The sequence below is a fragment of the Sulfitobacter sp. 15WGC genome (assembly GCF_005068605.1).
Taxonomy (GTDB): domain Bacteria; phylum Pseudomonadota; class Alphaproteobacteria; order Rhodobacterales; family Rhodobacteraceae; genus Sulfitobacter; species Sulfitobacter faviae.
In genome coordinates, this window is record NZ_SZNL01000006.1 from 145,840 (window position 1) to 165,738 (window position 19,899).

Annotated in this window: 18 protein-coding genes; 11 read left to right on the forward strand and 7 right to left on the reverse strand. The window is 62.5% G+C overall.

The window, feature by feature from the left end:
• Positions 1 to 194: 194 nt before the first annotated feature.
• Positions 195 to 980: a 3-hydroxybutyrate dehydrogenase gene (locus FCK22_RS07105; RefSeq protein ID WP_067262057.1), complete on the forward strand. Its 786-nt coding sequence runs from the start codon at positions 195 to 197 to the stop codon at positions 978 to 980.
• A gap of 5 nt (positions 981 to 985) precedes the next feature.
• Positions 986 to 2,020, forward strand: coding sequence for a patatin-like phospholipase family protein (locus FCK22_RS07110; RefSeq protein WP_067262055.1), 1,035 nt, complete (start codon positions 986 to 988; stop codon positions 2,018 to 2,020).
• Here FCK22_RS07110 and FCK22_RS07115 read toward each other — a convergent pair.
• The 4 genes from FCK22_RS07115 to FCK22_RS07130 form a co-directional block, all read right to left on the reverse strand.
• Positions 2,000 to 2,752, reverse strand: coding sequence for a DUF502 domain-containing protein (locus FCK22_RS07115; RefSeq protein WP_067262054.1), 753 nt, complete (start codon positions 2,750 to 2,752; stop codon positions 2,000 to 2,002). The two genes, FCK22_RS07110 and FCK22_RS07115, sit on opposite strands and share 21 nt — an antisense overlap.
• Before the next feature lie 84 nt (positions 2,753 to 2,836).
• Entirely contained in the window at positions 2,837 to 3,769 is a 933-nt protein-coding gene (locus FCK22_RS07120) for a pseudouridine-5'-phosphate glycosidase (RefSeq protein ID WP_067262052.1), read from the reverse strand.
• Positions 3,766 to 4,650, reverse strand: coding sequence for a PfkB family carbohydrate kinase (locus FCK22_RS07125; RefSeq protein WP_067262050.1), 885 nt, complete (start codon positions 4,648 to 4,650; stop codon positions 3,766 to 3,768). Before FCK22_RS07125 ends, FCK22_RS07120 begins: the two co-directional genes overlap by 4 nt.
• A 42-nt stretch (positions 4,651 to 4,692) precedes the next feature.
• Complete coding sequence (locus FCK22_RS07130) at positions 4,693 to 5,520, reverse strand: DUF4198 domain-containing protein (protein ID WP_067262049.1); 828 nt, start codon at positions 5,518 to 5,520, stop codon at positions 4,693 to 4,695.
• On the opposite strand from FCK22_RS07130, the gene FCK22_RS07135 reads away from it, so the two are divergent.
• Positions 5,519 to 6,664 carry a HupE/UreJ family protein gene (locus tag FCK22_RS07135; RefSeq protein ID WP_067262047.1) on the forward strand — a complete coding sequence of 382 codons (1,146 nt, stop codon included), beginning with the start codon at positions 5,519 to 5,521 and terminating at the stop codon, positions 6,662 to 6,664. The genes FCK22_RS07130 and FCK22_RS07135 overlap by 2 nt on opposite strands.
• Positions 6,665 to 6,704: 40 nt before the next feature.
• Here the strand turns inward: FCK22_RS07135 and FCK22_RS07140 are convergent, their stop codons facing one another.
• Positions 6,705 to 7,328 (reverse strand): thiamine phosphate synthase, encoded by a 624-nt coding sequence (locus FCK22_RS07140; RefSeq protein ID WP_067262045.1) that lies wholly within the window; start codon positions 7,326 to 7,328, stop codon positions 6,705 to 6,707.
• Between the two features lie 122 nt (positions 7,329 to 7,450).
• Between FCK22_RS07140 and FCK22_RS07145 the strand changes: the two genes are divergently transcribed.
• The 4 genes from FCK22_RS07145 to FCK22_RS07160 all read left to right on the forward strand — a co-directional run bounded on the left by FCK22_RS07145 (position 7,451) and on the right by FCK22_RS07160 (position 11,596).
• Positions 7,451 to 8,215 (forward strand): RNA methyltransferase, encoded by a 765-nt coding sequence (locus tag FCK22_RS07145; protein ID WP_067262071.1) that lies wholly within the window; start codon positions 7,451 to 7,453, stop codon positions 8,213 to 8,215.
• 254 nt (positions 8,216 to 8,469) lie between these two features.
• Entirely contained in the window at positions 8,470 to 9,615 is a 1,146-nt protein-coding gene (ctaA, locus tag FCK22_RS07150; RefSeq protein WP_067262043.1) for a heme A synthase, read from the forward strand.
• Between the two features lie 3 nt (positions 9,616 to 9,618).
• The gene (locus tag FCK22_RS07155; RefSeq protein ID WP_067262041.1) at positions 9,619 to 11,100 is read left to right on the forward strand and encodes a carboxypeptidase M32; all 1,482 of its coding nucleotides are present in this window, start codon (positions 9,619 to 9,621) and stop codon (positions 11,098 to 11,100) included.
• A gap of 163 nt (positions 11,101 to 11,263) precedes the next feature.
• Positions 11,264 to 11,596, forward strand: a complete 333-nt coding sequence (locus tag FCK22_RS07160) for a hypothetical protein (RefSeq protein WP_136720316.1) — start codon at positions 11,264 to 11,266, stop codon at positions 11,594 to 11,596.
• A 130-nt stretch (positions 11,597 to 11,726) separates the two neighbouring features.
• On the opposite strand, the gene gyrA is transcribed toward FCK22_RS07160, so the two are convergent.
• Positions 11,727 to 14,474: a DNA gyrase subunit A gene (gene gyrA / locus FCK22_RS07165; protein WP_067262039.1), complete on the reverse strand. Its 2,748-nt coding sequence runs from the start codon at positions 14,472 to 14,474 to the stop codon at positions 11,727 to 11,729.
• A 190-nt stretch (positions 14,475 to 14,664) separates the two neighbouring features.
• Between gyrA and FCK22_RS07170 the strand changes: the two genes are divergently transcribed.
• Complete coding sequence (locus tag FCK22_RS07170; protein WP_067262037.1) at positions 14,665 to 14,934, forward strand: usg protein; 270 nt, start codon at positions 14,665 to 14,667, stop codon at positions 14,932 to 14,934.
• A gap of 25 nt (positions 14,935 to 14,959) precedes the next feature.
• On the opposite strand, the gene FCK22_RS07175 is transcribed toward FCK22_RS07170, so the two are convergent.
• Entirely contained in the window at positions 14,960 to 15,907 is a 948-nt protein-coding gene (locus FCK22_RS07175) for a radical SAM protein (RefSeq protein ID WP_067262035.1), read from the reverse strand.
• A gap of 155 nt (positions 15,908 to 16,062) precedes the next feature.
• On the opposite strand from FCK22_RS07175, the gene zwf reads away from it, so the two are divergent.
• Genes zwf through pgi form a run of 3 tightly spaced genes read left to right on the forward strand, consistent with a single transcriptional unit; the run spans position 16,063 to position 19,783 of the window.
• A complete protein-coding gene (gene zwf / locus FCK22_RS07180; RefSeq protein ID WP_067262033.1) occupies positions 16,063 to 17,526 on the forward strand; it encodes a glucose-6-phosphate dehydrogenase in 1,464 nt (487 codons plus the stop codon).
• On the forward strand, positions 17,523 to 18,194 hold the full coding sequence (gene pgl, locus FCK22_RS07185; protein WP_067262031.1) for a 6-phosphogluconolactonase: 672 nt from the start codon (positions 17,523 to 17,525) through the stop codon (positions 18,192 to 18,194). The genes zwf and pgl overlap by 4 nt, the downstream gene beginning before the upstream one ends.
• Positions 18,194 to 19,783: a glucose-6-phosphate isomerase gene (gene pgi, locus FCK22_RS07190; protein WP_067262070.1), complete on the forward strand. Its 1,590-nt coding sequence runs from the start codon at positions 18,194 to 18,196 to the stop codon at positions 19,781 to 19,783. Before pgl ends, pgi begins: the two co-directional genes overlap by 1 nt.
• Positions 19,784 to 19,899 lie beyond the last annotated feature (116 nt).

Below are 19,899 nucleotides of genomic sequence, written 5' to 3' on the forward strand. Positions count from 1 at the left end.
AGGCGTATACAGAGGTCACTGCTCGATAGGTTTCTTGCCTGTATGAAACCTGCCTCAATAACTTACGCCCGCCTCGCGCGGGCGTTTTTTTTTGGCCAATTTTCACCGACCCTTAAGCTCCTTCGCGCAAACCCTTTCCCTTTGGCGCGCGCGCAGTACATGATGCAGGCGCAGCATGAACAAGGAGACGCGCCATGGCTTTCACCATCGACCTGTCCGGCAAGACAGCCGTCATCACGGGATCGAACTCTGGAATCGGACTGGGCATCGCCTGGGAATTGGCGCGGGCCGGGGCCGATATCGTGTTGAACTCTTTTACCGATGACGAGGCGGATCATGCGCTGGCGCAGGAGATTGCGCAGACATGCAACGTAACGGCCCGCTACATCAAGGCCGACATGTCCAAGGGGACGGACTGTCGGCGTTTGATTGCCGAAGCCGGGGTCTGTGACATTCTGGTGAACAACGCGGGCATCCAGCATGTCGCGCCAATTCCTGAGTTTCCGGCCGAGAAATGGGACGCGATCATCGCGATCAACCTGTCGTCGGCCTTTCACACCACCGCCGAGGCTTTGCCGATGATGCGCAAGGCGGGGTGGGGTCGGGTGATTAACATCGCCTCGGCCCATGGTCTGACGGCATCGCCCTATAAATCCGCCTATATCGCCGCGAAACATGGGATCGTCGGCCTCAGCAAGACCACCGCGCTTGAGACGGCGAAAGACCCGATCACCTGCAACGCGATTTGCCCCGGCTATGTGCTGACCCCGATCGTTGAGAAGCAGATCCCCGACACGATGAAGGAGTACGACATGAGCCGCGAAGAGGTGATCGAACAGGTCATGCTCACCCGGCAGCCGTCGCGCGAATTCGCCACTGTTGAGCAGATGGGCGGCACGGCAACCTTCCTATGCTCGGATGCAGCGGCCCAGATCACCGGCACGACGATCAGTGTCGATGGCGGCTGGACGGCTTTGTAAGCGCCGTGGCGGTCAAGAAACGCATCAACCTCGCCCTCCAAGGCGGCGGCGCCCATGGCGCTTTCACTTGGGGGGTGCTTGACCGGCTGTTGCAGCAGGACGATCTGGATATCTGCGGGATCTCGGGCACCTCGGCGGGGGCGCTGAACGGGGCGGCATTGAAATCGGGGATGATCTCGGGCGGTCGCGAGGGCGCCCGGGAGAACCTTGATTGGCTTTGGGCGCAGGTCTCTGGCATTTCGGACCTGCGGCTGTCCCATTGGCTGGCGCCTTTCGGTTTGGACAAGCTCAGTCAGGCGATGGAATATTCGCTGCCCATGGCAATCTCGGATTCGCTGACGCGGGTCGTGTCACCCTATGCTTACGGCCCGTTCTATCGCAACCCGCTCGAAGATGTCGTGGCGCGGTTCGACTATGGCAAAGTGGGCGCGCATAAGCCGCCGTTCTTTTTCGTCTGCGCCACACGGGTGCGCAACGGCAAGATCAGGGTGTTTGAGGGGGACGAGATCGGGCCTGATGCCTTGCTCGCCTCAGCCTGTCTGCCGACGATCTTTAAGGCGGTTGAGATTGACGATGCCCAGACCGGCCAGCGCGAAGCGTTTTGGGACGGCGGCTATACCGGCAATCCGGCGCTGTTTCCGCTGTTCCGCGATGACCTGCCCGAAGATATCGTGGTGGTGAACATCAACCCGCTCGACCGCGAAGACCTGCCGGTCACACCGCAGCAAATCCAGAACCGCATCAATGAGATCAGCTTTAATTCCAGCCTCTTGCGCGAGATGCGGGCGATTGACTTCGTTCAGCGGCTGATTGCGGATGGCACCCTGCCGGAGGGGCGGATGAAGCGGGTGCACATGCATATGATCGCCGACGACGCGCTGATGGCGCAGCTGTCGGTGGCGACGAAACTGATGCCCAACCCGGCGGTGATCCGGGCGCTGCATGAGGCAGGCGTGGCGGCGGCGGATCGGTTTCTAGAGGAGCACTTCGACGATCTGAACCAGCGCAGCAGCGTCGATCTACCCGCGATGTTCGGCTGAGTTTTCAGGGTCCGACAGCGCCAGCGCCTCGGGCAGATCGGCACCGGGGCGCGGCGGATAGACCAGCCCGGCAGAGATCACCAGCTTCGCCGCGTCTTCGACGCTCATGTCGAGTTCGATCACATCCTCCCGCGGCAGGAACAGTAAGAAGCCAGAGGTTGGGTTCGGCGTGGTGGGCAGAAAGACCGAGAGCATCTCGCCGCCCGCGTTGGTACGGGCCAAGACCTCTCCCTTCGCCTCGGTCGAGATGAAACCAAGCGCCCAGATGCCGCGCCGGGGGTATTCGATCAGGCAGGCGGTCTCAAAGCTCCGCTCGGACTGGGCGAAGATCGTCTCGGAAATCTGTTTGATGCCGGAATAGATCGTCCGCACGACGGGGGTGCGTTCCACCAGACTTTCGGCGAAGCGGATCATCGAACGGCCAATCAGCCCTTTCGCGGCCCAGCCCACCATGACGGTGAAGATCAGAAAGATCACCACCCCAAGGCCACGCACGTTGAACTGCATCGACGGGTCGAGACCCAAGAAATCTTGGAGCAGCCGGTCGGGATGGTAGGCTTTGGGCACCAATGGCAGCACGAAACCGTCGATCCAACCGACCACGCTCCAGATCAGCCAGATGGTCAGCCCGACAGGCGCAATCACGACCAGACCGGTCAGGAAAGACGCGCGCAGCCTTGCGACAAGGCTGCGCCGAACCTGCGTTGGGTCGGGATCAAAAGGTGTGTTCATCTGCGCCGTTTTCCGAAGAGTTAATCGCAACATAGCTAAGGCGTATGCCCCGGCCCGGCAATGGCTCCGCGGTGTTTTTCGCCTTTAACGCGGCAGGTTGACGAGGTTTGCGGCGATCTTGGCCCCCAGCCGGGCATTGTTGCGCACCAGTGCGATATTGGCGGTCAGCGAACGGCCCTCGGTCAGCTCGAAGATGCGTTGCAACAAGAAGGGGGTCACGCCCTTGCCGTGGACCCCTTGAGCATCGGCCTCGGACTGGGCCTGCGCGATGATTGGGGCGAGTTCGGCGGCGGGGATTTCCTCTGCCGCGGGGATCGGGTTGGCCACCAACTGGCCGCCGGGCAGGCCCATGGCGGCGCGGGTGCGGTGGGCTTTGGCAAGGGCAGCGGCATCATCAAGGCGCAGCGGCGATTGCAGGTCCGACCCTGCGCTCCAGAAGGCGGGGAAGCTGTCTTGGCCTACGGTGATGACCGGCACGCCTTGGGTTTCCAGCACTTCCAGCGTCTTCGGTACGTCGAGGATCGCCTTGGCGCCCGCCGCGATAACGGTGACGGGGGTTTGGGCCAGTTCCATGAGATCGGCGGAGATGTCAAAGCTCTCTTCCGCGCCCTTATGCACGCCGCCGATGCCGCCGGTGGCGAAGACTTCGATGCCCGCAAGATTGGCGGCGATCATGGTGGCGGCGACGGTGGTGGCACCTGTGCCGCCCGAGGCGATGCAGACGGCCATATCGGCGCGCGACAGTTTGGCCACGTCTTTGGCTTGGGCCAGATCGCTCAGCTGGTCATCGTCTAGACCAATGTGCAGCGCGCCACGGATCACGGCGATGGTGGCGGGCACGGCGCCTGCGTCGCGAATGTCCTGCTCAACCTGCCGCGCCACTTCGAGGTTTTGCGGATAGGGCATGCCATGGGTGATGATGGTGCTTTCCAAGGCCACGATCGGCGCGGCGTTCTCGCGGGCCTTGGCCACCTCGGCGCTGAAGGTCAGGGGCAGGGCGGATGTGGCGGTGGTCATATCTTGGTCTCTCCGGAAACGTAAAGGGCGGCGGCATCGAGTGCTGCCTTGAGGGCGGATTGCGCAACGGCACCGCCAAGTTCAGCGGCCACATGGGCCGCCATGAATGTATCGCCTGCACCCGTGACCCGGGCGACATGCACCTGCGGCGGGGTGAGGGTGATGATCTCGTCGCCTTGGCCCACGGTGGCGGGGTTGCCGCCGTCGGTCACCACGGCACGGCGTGCGCCACGGGCCAGCAGGGCGCGGGCGGCGGTTGGGGAATCGTCAAAGCTCGACTGGCAGAGCAGCCCGGCTTCTTCGAGGTTCACGTAAAGCGTGCCGCGCCCGGCCTTGAGGAAGGGCGTGAGCCGCAGCGCCTTGCCGGGAGAGGCGGGCGCGACGCGCAGGTCGGCCTTTGCCAACAGCGGGCTTTGCGCCATCCGGGCCAGCAGTTCGACGGTCAGGTTGCCATCAAGCGCCACGGCCCCTTCGTAGGGGCTGGGCAGGCTGCCATCCTCCAGCGGGCGCAGGATCTTGTCGCCCGCAGCCTCCAGCGAATGGGCATCGGCAATCGCGGCGATCAACCCGTTGGACCCTTCGACGGCCATGTAACGGTCGGTCGGCAAATCGTCCGAGCGGTAGACGTGATCGGTGATCAGCCCGCGCAGGGCGCAGGCGGCGATCAACTCATCCCCTTCGGCATCGCGCCCCACGGCGGAAAGCAGCGCCGGCGTCAGCCCAAAGCGCGCCAGCGCCATGCCGATGTTCAGGGCCACGCCGCCGGGCAGGCGGGTGATCCGCCCCGGCATGTCAGAGCCTTGGCGCATGGCGTTTTCAGAACGGCCGATCACGTCCCAAAGGACGGAGCCGATGCAAAGGATGTCAGCTGTCTTGGTCATGCGGCGCTTCTAGCCGCCAAATCTCCCCACGCGCAAGCGGCGTTATTGTGGCACCGCGAATGTCAGCGCCGCCCAGAGCGTTTCCCAGACCGGTTGATCGGGGTCGTAGCCCGCGCTCGCCTGCGCCTCTGCCGCCGGGCGCAGCACCACCGCGTCAAAGAGGTATTCATGGCCGGCCGTGACCGGAATCAGTGCTTCGCCCGCCGCATCGGTGCGGTGGAGGGTGATGGTCACGCTGTCATCCGGCGCGCGGTCGAACACTTCGATCTGCGCGTTGGCGCGAGGGGTGCCTTGATAGAGGAGTGCCACCTTCATCTCACCCGCGAAATCTACGGCATAGGGATTCGCCAGCGCCACGAACTCCGTCGCCATGCCGGTGGGCGCATCCTGCCCCGTGCCCGCGCCGAGGGCGATCAGGGTTTTGACGTGGCGGGTGTAGCTTTCGACGACCTTCTCGGTCGACCAGCCGTTCGCGCGGTGATCGCTCTCAGCCTTAGGGAAGTCCTTATGCGCGGCGAACCGGAGGAACTTGTCGAAGTCCTCATAGGTGACTTTGGAAGGCGTCGTTTCGGCCACCGCCACCACCAGCGCGTCACCCTCGGGCGCGGGGAGGCTCAGGGCAGGGCTGTCGCCCGCGCGCGGCGATAGCGGGACCTCTTTCCCGCCGATTTTGACCTCAAAACGCGTCAGCCGGTTGGGCAGATAGGGAAAGGCCGCGCCGGTAAATTCCTCACCATTGCGAAAATGCGCCGCGATCTTTTCACCGCTTTCCACTTGATAGTTCACCGGCGACAGCCAGTATTCATGTGCAAAGGCAGGCACTGCCGATAAGATACTGAAAATAATAGCGGACAACTGGGACAGTTTCATGAAGAGAACTTTCATTTTGTTAAGATCCAAGCTGGCGTTGCTGTGGCTGTTGTCAAGCGCGGTGCTGCTTTCGGCGGGCGCGGGTGCACAGGCGCATGAGGTCAAACCAACGATCGCGGATCTGACCGTGGCCGACGGGCGGGCGGTGCTGGCGCTGGAGGTCAACCTTGAAGCGCTCTTGGCGGGCATCGACCTCGATACCGTCGAAGACACCGACAATGCCGAGAATGCGAGCGATTACGATGCGCTGCGCAGCCTGCCCGCCGCGCGCATCGCCGACCGCGCGCCTGAGCTTTTGCCGAAGTGGAACAGCCTGCCGCTGCTCAGCGTCGATGGCGCCGCCGTGCCGTTGGAGAGTGTGACACTCGAGGTGCCCGATGGGGTTGCCGCCGAACTACCGCGCGACAGCCAGTGGCGGCTGGAGGGCGCGGTGCCTATGGGCGCCGAAGAGGTACAGGTGACGTGGACGGATGGCGCGGGCGCGCTGGTGCTGCGCCAGCAAGGGGTGGAGGCGCCCTATACCGGATATCTGTCGGGCGGTGAGACCAGCCCCGAAATCGCCCTTGGGGGCGGTGATGCTGAAAGCGGCTGGCAGGCTTTCGTCAGCTACATCCCGGTCGGGTTCGATCACATCCTGCCGAAAGGGCTGGACCACATCCTCTTTGTCTTGGGCCTATTCTTTCTGTCGACCCGCCTACGGCCTTTGATCTGGCAGATCACCGCCTTCACGCTGGCCCATACGGTCACGCTGGCGCTTGGCGCCTTGGGCTGGGTCAACGTGCCGGGGGCCATCGTCGAGCCGCTGATCGCCGCGTCGATCACCTATGTCGCGGTCGAGAATATCTTTCACTCCGCCCTGAACCGCTGGCGGCCTTTGGTGATCTTTGGCTTTGGGCTGTTGCACGGGCTTGGCTTCGCCTCGGTGCTGGGAGATTTTGGCCTACCTGCGGGGCAATTTGTGCCTGCGCTCATCGGCTTCAACATCGGGGTGGAACTGGGCCAGCTGGCAGTAATCGCCATCGCCTTCGTTTTGGTCGGCTGGGCGATGAATCGCGACTGGTACCGCCGCGCCATCGCGGTCCCTGCCTCCTGCGTCATCGCGGCGGTCGGGGCCTATTGGTTCATCGAACGGGTGTTTCTGTAAGCAAGCGGGCAGCCCTTAACCGGGCTGCCCTAGGGGCCGCTTAGCCCTGCATGGCGGCGATCAGAGTGGCGAGTTCGGCCACCGGATCGTCTTTGTCCCAAATCTCGGTCCCGATGCCGAAAAAGTCGGTCCGAGGGGCGAGGTCGCGGATCATGTTGATGTCGAGCGCGCCTTCGGCGACGACGGGCACTTCGATGACTTCGGACCACCACTGAAACAGATCGGCCTCGGCAAAGCTTCCATCGCCAAGGGCGCTGGCTTGGGTCGGGCCGAAGCTGATGTAGTCCGCTCCGGCTTCGCCAGCCGCCATCCCCTCATGCCGCGATGTGCCGCAGAAGGCGCCGACGATGGCATCTTCGCCCAGTTCTTTGCGGGCATGGCGCACGGTGCGAGCGGCATCGCTAAGGTGTACACCGTCAAGGCCAAGCTTTTCGACCAGCAGCAGATGATCCGAGATCACCAAGGCCACGTCGCGCGCATGGGTCACTTCGCGCAGCGCGTCACCGGCGCGGGCGAGGCGGTCTTCATCCCGGGTCGAAAGCGCCATGCGCACACAGGCCACCGGATGGGCGTCGAGCACGGCGGCGAGTTGCGCGGGGAATTGGCTCAGCTCAACTTCGGGCGGGGTGATAAGGTAAATCTGCGGCTGTTCTGGCGCGTCCATGGTCACTGTCCTTAATCGGGTCTGGGAGCCTGACTAGCGCAGGGCGTTGCAAAAGAAAACGGATATGCGTGTGTCGCGCGGGCTTTCTTGCGGTGCTGCGGCGCAGGGGCTATGAGGCGCGCATGACAGAGACATCCTCCTCCCCCGTTCAGCCCGCGCCGATCCCGGCCATCGTGCTTGTCCGCCCCCAGATGGGCGAGAACATCGGCGCCGCGGCGCGCGCGATGTGGAATTTTGGCCTCGATCACATGCGGGTCGTGGCCCCGCGCGACGGCTGGCCGAGCCAATCCGCCGTGGCCATGGCCTCGGGGGCGGGGCGGCTGTTGGACGAGGCACAGCATTGCGCCGATCTGCCCGAAGCGCTTGGCGATTGCGATTTCACCTTTGCCACCACGGCGCGCAGTCGCGATCTGACGAAACCGGTCTACAGCCCTGAGGCTGCGATGCGGTTGGCGGCGGAGAAAATCGCGGCGGGCCAACGGGTTGCGGTGCTGTTCGGACCCGAGCGGGCAGGGCTTGAGAATGAGGATATCGCGCAGGCCAATGCCATCGTCTCGGTCCCGGTGAACCCAAAGTTCGCCTCTCTCAACCTCGCGCAATGCGTGCTGTTGATGTCTTACGAATGGATGCGGGCGCAGGGTGACGTGACCCATGAGGTGGTCGAGATGGCGGGCACCGATTGGGCCAAGGGCGCCGAGGTTGACCATCTGGCGCGGCATTATGAGGAGCAGTTGACTGAGGCCGGGTTCTTCTTCCCCGAGCATAAGGTTGCCTCGATGAAGCTCAACCTTCGCAACATGTGGTCGCGGATGCCGCTGACGCGGGCGGATGTGCAGATGTTGCATGGCATCCTGCGGCAAATGGTCCGCTGGAAGGAGAAGGGCTGAGCCAAAGCCCGGCCCGGAATCAAGCCGCAGGCGCCGGGCCATCGCCTGCCCGCCCCACGGGGAGGCGATTTTGCAAAGCAATGCAACACCTTACGCATGTTGCACCATCGCTGAGCCATAAAGTGGCATGACGGCCCCGTCGGATCGCCACCCCCGGGCAGGCGATGGCCCTCACCTGTCTGGCGACCCCACCCCGCTAGACCTTTCTCTGCCCATGTCATACCACTCTATCCAAACGGAAAAAGAGGCGCGCCATGGCGGAGAAACGCAAACTGTTCGAAGAGGTCGGGACCGACCAACCCAGCCGTGCGCCGGTGCAAACCGGCACGATCGACAAGGGCCGGGGCGGCGCGCGCGGGCCGATCCGGGTCTGGCTGATGATCCTCTTTGCGCTGGTCTTTGTCATGATCGCCGTGGGCGGGCTGACGCGGCTCACTGACTCCGGTCTCAGCATCACGGAATGGCGCCCGGTGACCGGTGCCTTGCCGCCGATGAACGAGGCCGATTGGCAGTCTGAATTCGAGAAATACAAGCAGATCGACGAGTTTCAGGTCCAGAACTCTTGGATGGAACTCTCTGATTTCAAAAGCATCTACTGGTGGGAATGGGGGCATCGGCAGCTTGGCCGGGTGATCGGCCTCGTCTGGGTCTTGGGCTTTCTCTACTTCTTCCTGCGCCGCCAAATCCCTGTCGGCTGGACCAAACGGCTGCTTTTTATCGGCGCTTTGGGCGGCGCGCAGGGGGCGATTGGCTGGTGGATGGTCGCCTCGGGCGTGACCAGCGGGCAGGGGGTGACGGATGTGGCCTCCTACCGTTTGGCGACGCATTTGGGGCTGGCCTTTGTCATCCTCGGCTTCATCACTTGGTATGTGCTCTTGCTGGGCCGCAGCGAACGCGATCTGATTCAGGCCCGCCGGGCTAAGGAGGCCAAGCAATTCGGCATGGCAACGGGTCTGTTGCATTTTGCCGCATTGCAGATCCTGTTGGGCGCCTTGGTCGCAGGGATTGACGCGGGTCGCTACTTCGTCGACTGGCCGCTGATGCAGGGGCAGTTCTTCCCGCCCGAGGCATTCGACATCACGCCGACGTGGCGGAATTTCTTTGAGAACCCGGGGTTGGTGCAATTCATGCACCGGATGGCGGGCTATCTGCTTTTCGCTTTCGGGGTGGTCGTCTGGCTGCGCGGTCGCCGCTCGGCCCATGCCCGGACGCGCTTTGCTTTCAACGCCGTGATGGCGGCGCTATCTTTGCAAGTGGTTCTGGGCATCACCACCGTTCTCTATGCCGCGCCCGTGCATCTGGCGCTCGCGCATCAGGCGCTGGCCGTGCTGCTTTGGGTGCTGATCCTGCGCGCGCGCTTCCTCGCGGCCTATCCCGTCGCCACATCGCTGAGAGGCTGAGACATGACTGCATATGATGATTTGATGGCTTTTCAGCGCGACACCGAGGCGCTGGCGCAGGTCGCAGGCCGTTTAGGCTGGGATCAGGAAACGGTCATGCCTCGGGGCGCGGCCCCGCAGCGGGCCGAGGAAATGGCGGCGATGGAAAGCGTTCTGCACGCCCGCCGCATTGACCCGCGCATCGCTGATTGGCTGGCCCAGATCGAGCCCGCTGCGTTGGACGCGGTCGGGCAGGCGAACCTGCGCCACATCAAGCGCGACTTTGACCGCGCCACCCGCGTTCCCGCCGATCTGGCGGCGCGTATCGCCCGCGTCACCTCCGCCGCCCAAGGCACTTGGGCCGAGGCCCGCGCCGCCGATGACTTCGCGGCCTTCGCCCCCACTCTGAAAGAAGTGATCGCCCTCAAACGCGAAGAGGGGGCCGCGCTGGCCGAAGGGCGCGGGATCGGGATCTACGACGCCATGCTAGAGGATTACGAGCCCGGCACCACGGCGGCGGACCTCGAAGCCATGTTTGGCGCGCTGCGGCCAAAACTCTCCGAACTGCGCGCCGCCGTCCGCGAAGCCGAAGCGCCGCCGGTGTTGGAGGGTGTCTTTGATGAAGCGGCGCAGATGACCCTCACCGCCAAACTGGCGCGGCGCTTTGGCTATGATCTGGCCACCGGGCGCATCGACAAGGCGGTGCATCCCTTCTCCTCCGGATCGGGGCTGGACGTGCGGATCACCACGCGAACCAATGGCCTCGACCCGTTCAATTGCTTTTATTCCACCGTGCATGAGGTGGGCCATGCGGCCTATGAGCAAGGGATTGACAGCGCCTATCTGCTGACGCCTTTGGGCCGGGGCGTGTCGATGGGGGTGCATGAAAGCCAAAGCCGCATCTACGAAAACCAAATTGGCCGCAGCCGCGCCTTCACCGGGTGGCTCTTTGGTGAGATGACGGCGGTCTATGGCGATTTCGGCGTACCGGATGCCGAGACCTTCTACCGGATCGTCAACCGCGTGTCCGATGGTTTCATTCGGACCGAGGCGGATGAGCTTCAGTACAATCTTCATGTTCTGTTACGTTTCGATCTTGAACGGGCGCTGATGTCGGGCGACCTTCAGGTCGACGGGTTGGAAGCGGCGTGGAACGATCGCTTCGAGGCTGACTTCGGCTATCCCGTCGACCGCCCGTCAAACGGTGTCTTGCAGGACGTGCATTGGTCGGTCGGGCTTCTGGGCTATTTCCCGACCTATAGCCTCGGCAACGTCTATGCGGGATGCCTTCACGAGGCTTTGCGGGAGGCCGTACCCGAACTTGACGAGGCTTTGGCGAGAGGGGACACGAGCGCAGCCACAGGTTGGCTGCGTGAAAACGTGCAAAAGCATGGCGGACTTTACGAGCCGCGTAAGGTAATCACCCGCGCTTGCGGAAAGCCGCCGACCGAGGCACCGTTGCTGACCTACCTAGAAAACAAGTTCACGGAACTGTATGGAATTTAAGCATCTAAGATGGGGAACAAACTGGTTTCTAGGATGTTGCTTAGACAGCGGGCATCAGTATAATTCTTAACTCTAGCTTAACATTTCGCCTTTGCGCTGGCTAAGATTATATGCGATGGTGCAGTGAGTTAAAAATTTTGACGAGATACAGGAGTACCTAGACATGAAAATTCTTGCAACGGTAGCGGCGACTATCGCTCTTTCGGGTGCTGCTTTTGCTCAGACGACTACTCAAGCAGCTGTGCTTGGTGCGTCTGACGATGCAGTTTATTCGCTTCAGGTACAGGGCGCCAATGGCGTGATCTATAACTGCAAGCCCGATCCGGTCACAGTTGACGGCAACTTGGCACGCGTCTGCACACCGGCCTCCGGCGCTGGTCTGTTCGAAGCAGGCGCTGGCCTGGGTGGCGGCGCAGCCGCTGCAGGTGCAGCTCTGGTTCTGATTGCGATTGCAGCCGGGTCGTCCTCCTCCACGACAACTACTACTACCAATTAATTTCCTGACGGAAGTTTAAGATTGGAAAATCCCCCGCGCTGATGGCGTGGGGGATTTTTTTTGGTGTGCAGAGATGTTTCAAAGTAATCCCCCGCCCCACAGCATATGCATGGGGCGGGATGGCCGCCGATCACTCGGCGGCGCTGTCACCCTCGGCTTCATCCTCTTCGTTGCCCTGATCGGCGATCCAGGCCACGCTGACGACTTCCTCGTTCTTGCCGGTGCTGAACACTTTCACACCACCAGCGCTGCGCGAGCGGAATGAGATGCCTTCTACCGGCACGCGGATCGACTGGCCCTTGGAGGTCGCCAGCATCACCTGATCGGACATTTCCACCGGGAAGCAGGCGACGATGGGGCCGTGGGCCATGGCCTTGGTCCAAGCGGTCACGCCCATGCCGCCGCGGCCCCGCACCGGGTAGTCATGAGCCGAGGAAACCTTGCCCGCGCCCTTGGCGGTGATCGTCAGGATGAGATCCTCGGCGGCGGACATTTCGGCATAGCGTTCGGTGCTGAGCTGGCCAGCTTGAACCTGCTCCTCCTCGTCATCGCTGCTGTCATCGTCGGTCAGCCCCGCCATCAGACGGCGCTGTTTGAGATAGGCGACACGCTCTTCCGAACTTGCCTCAAAGTGCCGGATCACGGACATGGAGACGAGGTTGTCGCCTTCGCCCAGACGGATGCCGCGGACGCCTACGGAGTTGCGCGAGTTGAACACCCGCACATCGGTCGCCGGGAAGCGGATTGCGCGGCCCGCGTCGGTGACCAGCATCACGTCATCGTCGTTCGAGGCGATGCGCGCGTTGATCAGCGTGGTGCCCTCATGCTCGCCTTCGAACTTCATGGCGATCTTGCCGTTGGCCTTCACATTGGTGAAATCCGACAGCTTATTGCGCCGCACGGTCCCGGCAGAGGTGGCGAAGATCACCTGCAGGTCGTCCCATTCCTTCTCATCCCGGTCCACGGGCATGATCGCGGCGATGGAGACGCCGGTCGGAATAGGCAGGATATTTACGATGGCCTTGCCCTTGGCGGTGCGTGCGCCCTGCGGCAGGCGCCATGTCTTCAGCTTGTAGACCATCCCGTCGGTGGTGAAGAACAAAAGCTGCGTATGGGTGTTGGCGACGAAGAGGTTGGTGACGACATCCTCCTCCTTGGTCTGCATGCCCGAGACACCCTTGCCGCCGCGGCGCTGCGCGCGGAAATCGGCCAGAGGCGTGCGCTTGATGTAGCCGCCGGAGGTCACGGTCACGACCATTTCCTCGCGGGCGATCAGGTCTTCGTCTTCCATGTCGCCCGACCAGTCGACGATCTCGGTCCGGCGCGGCACGGCGAATTGCTCGCGCACCTCGCGCAACTCCTCCGAGATGATGCCGAGGATGCGCTCGCGGCTGCCCAGAATCTCAAGGTATTCTTTGATCTTACCCGCCAGCTCTTCCAGCTCGTCGGTCACTTCCTTAACGCCAATCTGGGTGAGGCGCTGCAGACGCAGTTCCAGAATGGCGCGGGCCTGAGCTTCGGAGAGGTTGTAGGTGCCGTCTTCGTTCGCCGTATGGGTCGGGTCGTCGATGAGCGCGATATAGGGCAGGATGTCCTCGGCGGGCCAGCGGCGGGTCATCAGCTTCTCGCGCGCCTCGGCGGCGTCGGCGGAGGAGCGGATGGTGGCGACGACTTCGTCGATATTGGTGACTGCGACCGCGAGACCACAAAGGATATGGCTGCGCTCGCGCGCCTTGCGCAAAAGGTAGGCCGTGCGGCGCGCCACGACATCTTCGCGGAAGTCGATGAAGTAGCTCAGGAATTTGCGCAAAGTAAGCTGCTCAGGCCGGCCGCCGTTCAGCGCCAACATGTTGCAGCCGAAGTATGTCTGCATCGGGGTGAAGCGGTAAAGCTGGTTCATCACCACTTCTGCGGTGGCGTCGCGTTTGAGTTCGATCACCACACGCACGCCGTTGCGGTCGCTCTCATCCTGAACGTGGGCGATGCCCTCGATCTTCTTTTCGCGGACCTGTTCGGCGATCTTTTCGATCATCGTGGCTTTGTTGACCTGATAGGGGATCTCGTCGATGACGATGGCCCAGCGGTCTTTGCGGATTTCCTCGACCCGGGTCTTGGCGCGGATCACCACGCTGCCACGGCCCTCAAGGTAGGCTTTGCGCGCGCCGGAGCGGCCCAGCATGATGCCGCCAGTGGGAAAGTCGGGGCCGGGGACGTATTCGATGAGCTGTTCCGATGTCAGGTCCGGATCGTCGATCAGCGCGAGGCAGGCATCAACCACCTCGCCGAGATTATGCGGCGGGATGTTCGTCGCCATGCCGACGGCGATACCGCCCGCGCCGTTGACCAGCATGTTCGGAAAGCGTGCGGGCAGGACGGTCGGTTCCTGCTGCTTGCCGTCGTAGTTGTCCTGAAAATCGACGGTTTCCTTGTCGATATCGGCCAGAAGATAGGCGGCGGGCTTGTCCATGCGCACTTCGGTATAGCGCATGGCCGCCGGGTTATCGCCGTCCATCGAGCCGAAGTTGCCCTGACCGTCCAGAAGCGGCAGCGACATGGAAAAATCCTGCGCCATCCGCACAAGCGCGTCGTAAATCGCGCTGTCGCCATGGGGGTGGTACTGGCCCATCACGTCGCCCACGGGACGGGCGGATTTGCGGTAGGGTTTGTCATGCGTGTTGCCGGTCTCATGCATCGCGTAGAGGATGCGGCGGTGCACCGGTTTCAGACCGTCGCGCAGGTCGGGAATCGCGCGGCTGACGATCACGCTCATCGCGTAGTCCAGATAGGACGTGCGCATCTCGTGTTCGATGGTCACCGACGGCCCGTGGAAGATGGGCTTTTCGTCTGCGTTTTCAGGGGTATCCGGCGTATCGGTCACGTATCTTGCCCACCATTTTTATGGTTCTATATCTTGGGGTTTTCTATAGCAGACGGGGCATATCAGGTGCAATGGCTGTGGCCGAAACGCACTGGCAGCACTTGGGGCGAAGTGCCAACACACTGTTTTCATTGAAAAGTAATTCTGACCGCGCAAACTTGTTCTACTGAGGCAGCAAGGGAGGCGCAACATGCCCCGCAGTGAAACCGAATTGATGCTAAAAGGTTACGGGCTGACCACGGCAGAGTTCTTTTACCACATGCCCGATTATAGCCATGTGCTGAACAGTTATATCTGGCAGGATTACGACATCGCACCGGACCATCCGCGCCTGTTCGAATTCGTCGAATTCTGGCGCGCGGAGTTGGACGGTCCGCTGCATTCGGTCCGGTTCACCCATCGCAAGCTGATCGGCCCCGGCGAATGGCAAAACCAAGTGGGGGAGTTCACGCTACATTGAGCCGATAAGCCCTTGGGCAGGGGCGTCAGGCCGAACAGCTTGCCCCGCCCAAAACGCAGAATTTGGCGCAGTGCGGGTGGTTCAGGGCCACGTCGCGCTCCGCCTCGGCCAATGTGGTCCCGAGTTCAAACTCAGGGTCGTAGGGCAAGAGCGTGCAGGCCAGCACGGCGGGCTTCTCGGCCCCCTTGCGTTTGACCACCATCCGGGAGGAGGCGCACATCACCGCGTCAGGGGACTTGTCCAAAATGCCCCAGCAGGCGGTGGTGATTTCGGGCACCTCGACCGCCTCGTCCATCTCGGGGAAGAGGACGGTCATGGCGGGGTCTTGTGCGTCGATGTCAAAGCCGTGTTCGGCGTAGAAGGCGGAATAGCCCGCGCGGCTGTCGGCATCGCTGTCGGCAAAGATCGACCGCCCCGCCACGGCCATGCGAAAGCCGTTGTCGCGGAGCCATTCCATGCCGGTCAGGGTTTTGTCGAAGGCACCTGTCCCACGTTCCGCATCATGCAGGTCGCGGCGATAATGGTCGACGGAGATGCGGAAGGTCATCTTGCCGGGATAGGCATTGCGCAGCCGCAACAGCCCCTTTTGCACCGATTTACGCATCATCGGGCGCATCGCGTTGGTCAGGATCAGCACCTCGTAACCGCGCTCCAGCGAGGCTTCGGTGATCTCGATCATCTGGGGGTTCATGAAGGGCTCGCCGCCGGTGAAGGCAATCTCGCGCACCGGCCAGCTACGCTGCTCGATCTGGTCGAGATAGTCGCGCACCTCATCCGCGGTGATATAGACCAGCGCGTCGTTCTTGGGGCTGGAGGCGATATAGCAGTTTACGCATTCGATGTTGCACAGGGTGCCTGTGTTGAACCAAAGCGTTTCCGCCCCGCGCAGGGCCACGGTGGCGCGGGGTTCCCCCTTGGCGGTGACCGCCGGGTTCTGGAACTTGCCCTCGTTTGCTTGCGCAATATCTTTCATGATTGTTCCTTGCGTGATCCCGTGTGTTCCTGTTGTGGTAAGCTATTGCGGCGCACCCTAAAAGTCCAAGCACCGGGGCGCACAGTCTTGTGATGTAGGGAAAAATAAGTATGTTTGCGCTAACTCTGCCATTCTGCCCGGACAAGGATTAATCAATGGTTTCGCGTGTTATCCCTGTCGACCCCTTCGATCTTGTCATCTTTGGCGGCACCGGCGATCTGGCCCGGCGCAAGATTTTGCCGGGTCTTTACCGGCGATATTGTGCGGGTCAAATGCCCGAAGAGGCGCGGATCATCGGGGCTGCGCGCACCGAGATGGACGCCAAAGGCTACCGCGAGATGGTGGCCGAAGCGATTGAAGAGTTTGGCGGGAAAGACGCCTGCGATAACCTCGACGCCTTTCTCGCCAAGCTTGACTATGTCGCCATCGACGCACGCGGAGAGACCGGCTGGGCCGAGCTGCAGGACCTGATGTCCGGCAAGGACCGGATCGAGGTCTATTACTTCTCTGTCGCGCCGGGGCTTTTCGGTGATCTGGCCGAACGGTTGCAGCAATGGGGCATGGCGGGCGAAGAATGTCGCATTGTCGTGGAAAAACCCTTTGGCCGCGATCTGGAGAGTGCGCGCGCCCTCAACGCGACGCTGGCCACCTATTTTAAAGAACAGCAGATCTACCGGATCGATCACTATCTCGGCAAAGAGACGGTGCAGAACCTCATGGCCGTGCGCTTTGGCAACATGCTGTTCGAGCCGCTGTGGAACCGCCAATACGTCGACCACATCCAGATCACCGTGGCCGAGACGGTGGGCGTCGGCGGCCGTGGGGAGTATTACGACAAATCCGGCGCGATGCGGGACATGGTGCAGAACCACTTGATGCAACTCTTGTGCCTGATCGCGATGGAGCCGCCCGCGCGTTTCGACCCTGATGCGGTGCGCGATGAAAAGCTGAAAGTGATCCGCGCGATCGATCCGGTGCTGCCGCATCACCTCGTGCGCGGGCAGTATGAGGCCGAGGAGGGCAATGAAGAAGATGCCCCCAGCTACCGCGATGCCGTCGGCAACCCGCGTTCGCGGACCGAGAGTTTCGTGGCGTTGAAGGCCCATATCAGCAACTGGCGTTGGCATGGCACGCCGTTCTATCTGCGCACCGGCAAACGCATGGTGGCGCGGTCGAGCGAGATCACGGTGGTTTTCAAAGACACGCCGCATTCCATCTTTGCCGAAGACGCTGGCCGTCATCGCAACGTGCTGTCGATCCGCTTGCAGCCGAACGAGGGCATCACTCTTGGCGTGACGATCAAGGAACCGGGGCCGGGGGGCATGCGTCTGGTCGATGTGCCGCTCGACATGACCTTTGCCGAAGCGCTTGGCCCCGATGGGGGCGATCAGGTCGATGCCTATGAGCGGCTTATCATGGATGTGATCCGGGGCAACCAGACATTGTTCATGCGCGACGACGAGGTCGAGGCCGCCTGGGCCTGGACCGATCCGATCATCCAAGGCTGGGAGGCGCGTCACGACGTGCCCAAACCCTATGACAGCGGCTCGGCGGGGCCCACGGATGCGACAGAAATGATGCGGCGCGATGGCCGTGAATGGCGAAAGGTATCCCCATGAACATCATCGAATATGCGGACCGCGAAATGCTGGTGATGAATGTCGCCAACAAACTGGCGGGCAAGTTGAAATCGGCGCTTTCGGGCAATGACCGCGTGTCTTTCGCGGTGCCGGGCGGCTCTACCCCCGGCCCGATCTTTGAGATGCTCAGCGCGACCGATCTGGATTGGAGCCGGGTGGATGTGATGTTGACCGATGAGCGTTGGGTGGACGTGGATGACCCGCTGTCGAACGCGCGTCTGGTGCGCGAGCATCTGATGAACGACCGCGCCGCGGCGGCGCAGTTCATCCCATTTTTCCGCCCCGGGCTTTCTCCGGGCGAGGGGGCAGAGGTGGTGGCCCCCAGTCTGACGGATCATGTGCCGATCTCTGTCCTGCTGCTTGGCATGGGCGACGACATGCACACCGCCTCGCTTTTCCCCGGTGATCCGAGCTTGCCTGACGCTTTGGCCGCCGATGCCCCGCTTTTGTGCCCGGTCTATCCCGAGGGCCAGCCCACTGCGCGGGTCACGCTGCCGGCGCATGTGCTCGACGGGGCGCTGAACAAACATCTCGTGATTTTCGGGGATGAGAAACGCGCCGCGCTTGAGCGCGCTGAGGGGCTTTCCCCCGGAGAGGCGCCGATTGCAGCGGTGCTGGATGAAATCGAGGTTTACTGGGCGGCATGATGAACATTTGGCAAGACCTTCAAGAGCGGCAAAGCGCCGTGGCAGACCGCAAGATCACGGCACTGTTCGATGACCCGAACCGGGCCGAGGACTTCTCGCTGCGCACGCAGCATATGCTGTTCGACTACGCCAAGACGAATATCGACACCGAGACCCGCGCGGCACTGCTGCAACTGGTCGAAAACGCCAAGGTCACCGAACGGCGTGATGCGATGTTCGTGGGCGCGCCGATCAATGAGACCGAAGGCCGCGCGGTGTTGCACACCGCATTGCGCAATCTCGATGGCGGGCCGGTAGAAGTCGCGGGCGAAGATGTCATGCCGCAGGTCCGCGACACGCTGGCGCGGATGCGCAGCTTTGCCGATCAGGTGCGCAGCGGCGACATTACGGATGTGGTCAACATCGGCATCGGCGGCTCCGACCTTGGCCCCGCCATGGCGACCCGCGCGCTGAGGCCCTATCACGATGGGCCGCGTTGCCACTTCGTCTCGAACGTCGATGGCGCGCATATCGCGGATACGCTGCGGGGGCTGGATGCCAAGAAAACGCTGGTGATCGTGGCCTCCAAGACTTTCACCACCATCGAGACCATGACCAATGCGCGCACGGCGCGGGCGTGGATGCAGGACCATGGCGGCGATCCGGCGACGCAATTCGCCGCGCTCAGCACCGCGGATGACAAGACCGCCGAGTTCGGGATCGACCCGGCTCGCGTCTTCGGTTTCGAGGATTGGGTCGGCGGGCGCTATTCCGTCTGGGGGCCGATTGGGCTCTCGCTGATGATCGCCATTGGGCCCAAGGCTTTCGACAGCTTCCTGCGCGGCGCGCAGGAGATGGACCGCCATTTCTGCGCCGCTGATCCGGCGGAGAACATGCCGATGTTGTTGGCGCTGGTGGGCATCTGGCACAACCAAATCTGCGGCCATGCCACCCGCGCGGTGCTGCCCTATGACCAACGGCTTGAGATGCTGCCCGACTACCTGCAACAGCTTGAGATGGAATCGAACGGCAAAGGCGTGCAGATGGACGGCACCGACAGCCCACGCCACACTGGCCCGGTGGTCTGGGGCGCGGCGGGCACCAATGGGCAGCACGCTTTCTATCAGTTGATCCACCAAGGCACGCGGGTGATCCCTTGCGAGTTTCTGGTGGCGGCCAAGGGGCATGAACCGGAGTTGCAGCATCACCACGATCTGCTGATTGCCAATTGCCTTGCCCAATCCGAGGCGCTGATGCGCGGACGGTCTTTGGACGAAGCGCGCGCCATCATGCGCGACGCGGGGCTTTCGGGCGACGCGCTTGAACGCCAAGCGCGCCACCGTGTCTTCCCCGGCAACCGGCCCTCGACCACACTTGCCTATGAAACGCTTGATCCCTTCACGCTGGGCCAGATCATCGCGCTCTATGAGCATCGCGTTTTCGTCGAAGGGGTGATCCTCGGCATCAACTCTTTCGATCAATGGGGTGTGGAGCTGGGCAAGGAACTGGCCAAATCCCTCCAACCGCTGGTCGAAGGCGACCTCTCTGCCGAGGGGAAAGACGGCTCCACCGCAGGGCTGATCGGCTATATCCACCAGCATCGCGGCTAGGGGCTGCCCTTAGACCGGAACGAGGCCCCGCGCGGGCGACAGCCGCCTGCGCGGTGCCATTGTCCTGTCCGTCAGCGCTATTACGACTTGCCGGAGGGGAAGGCTTGCAACTGCCC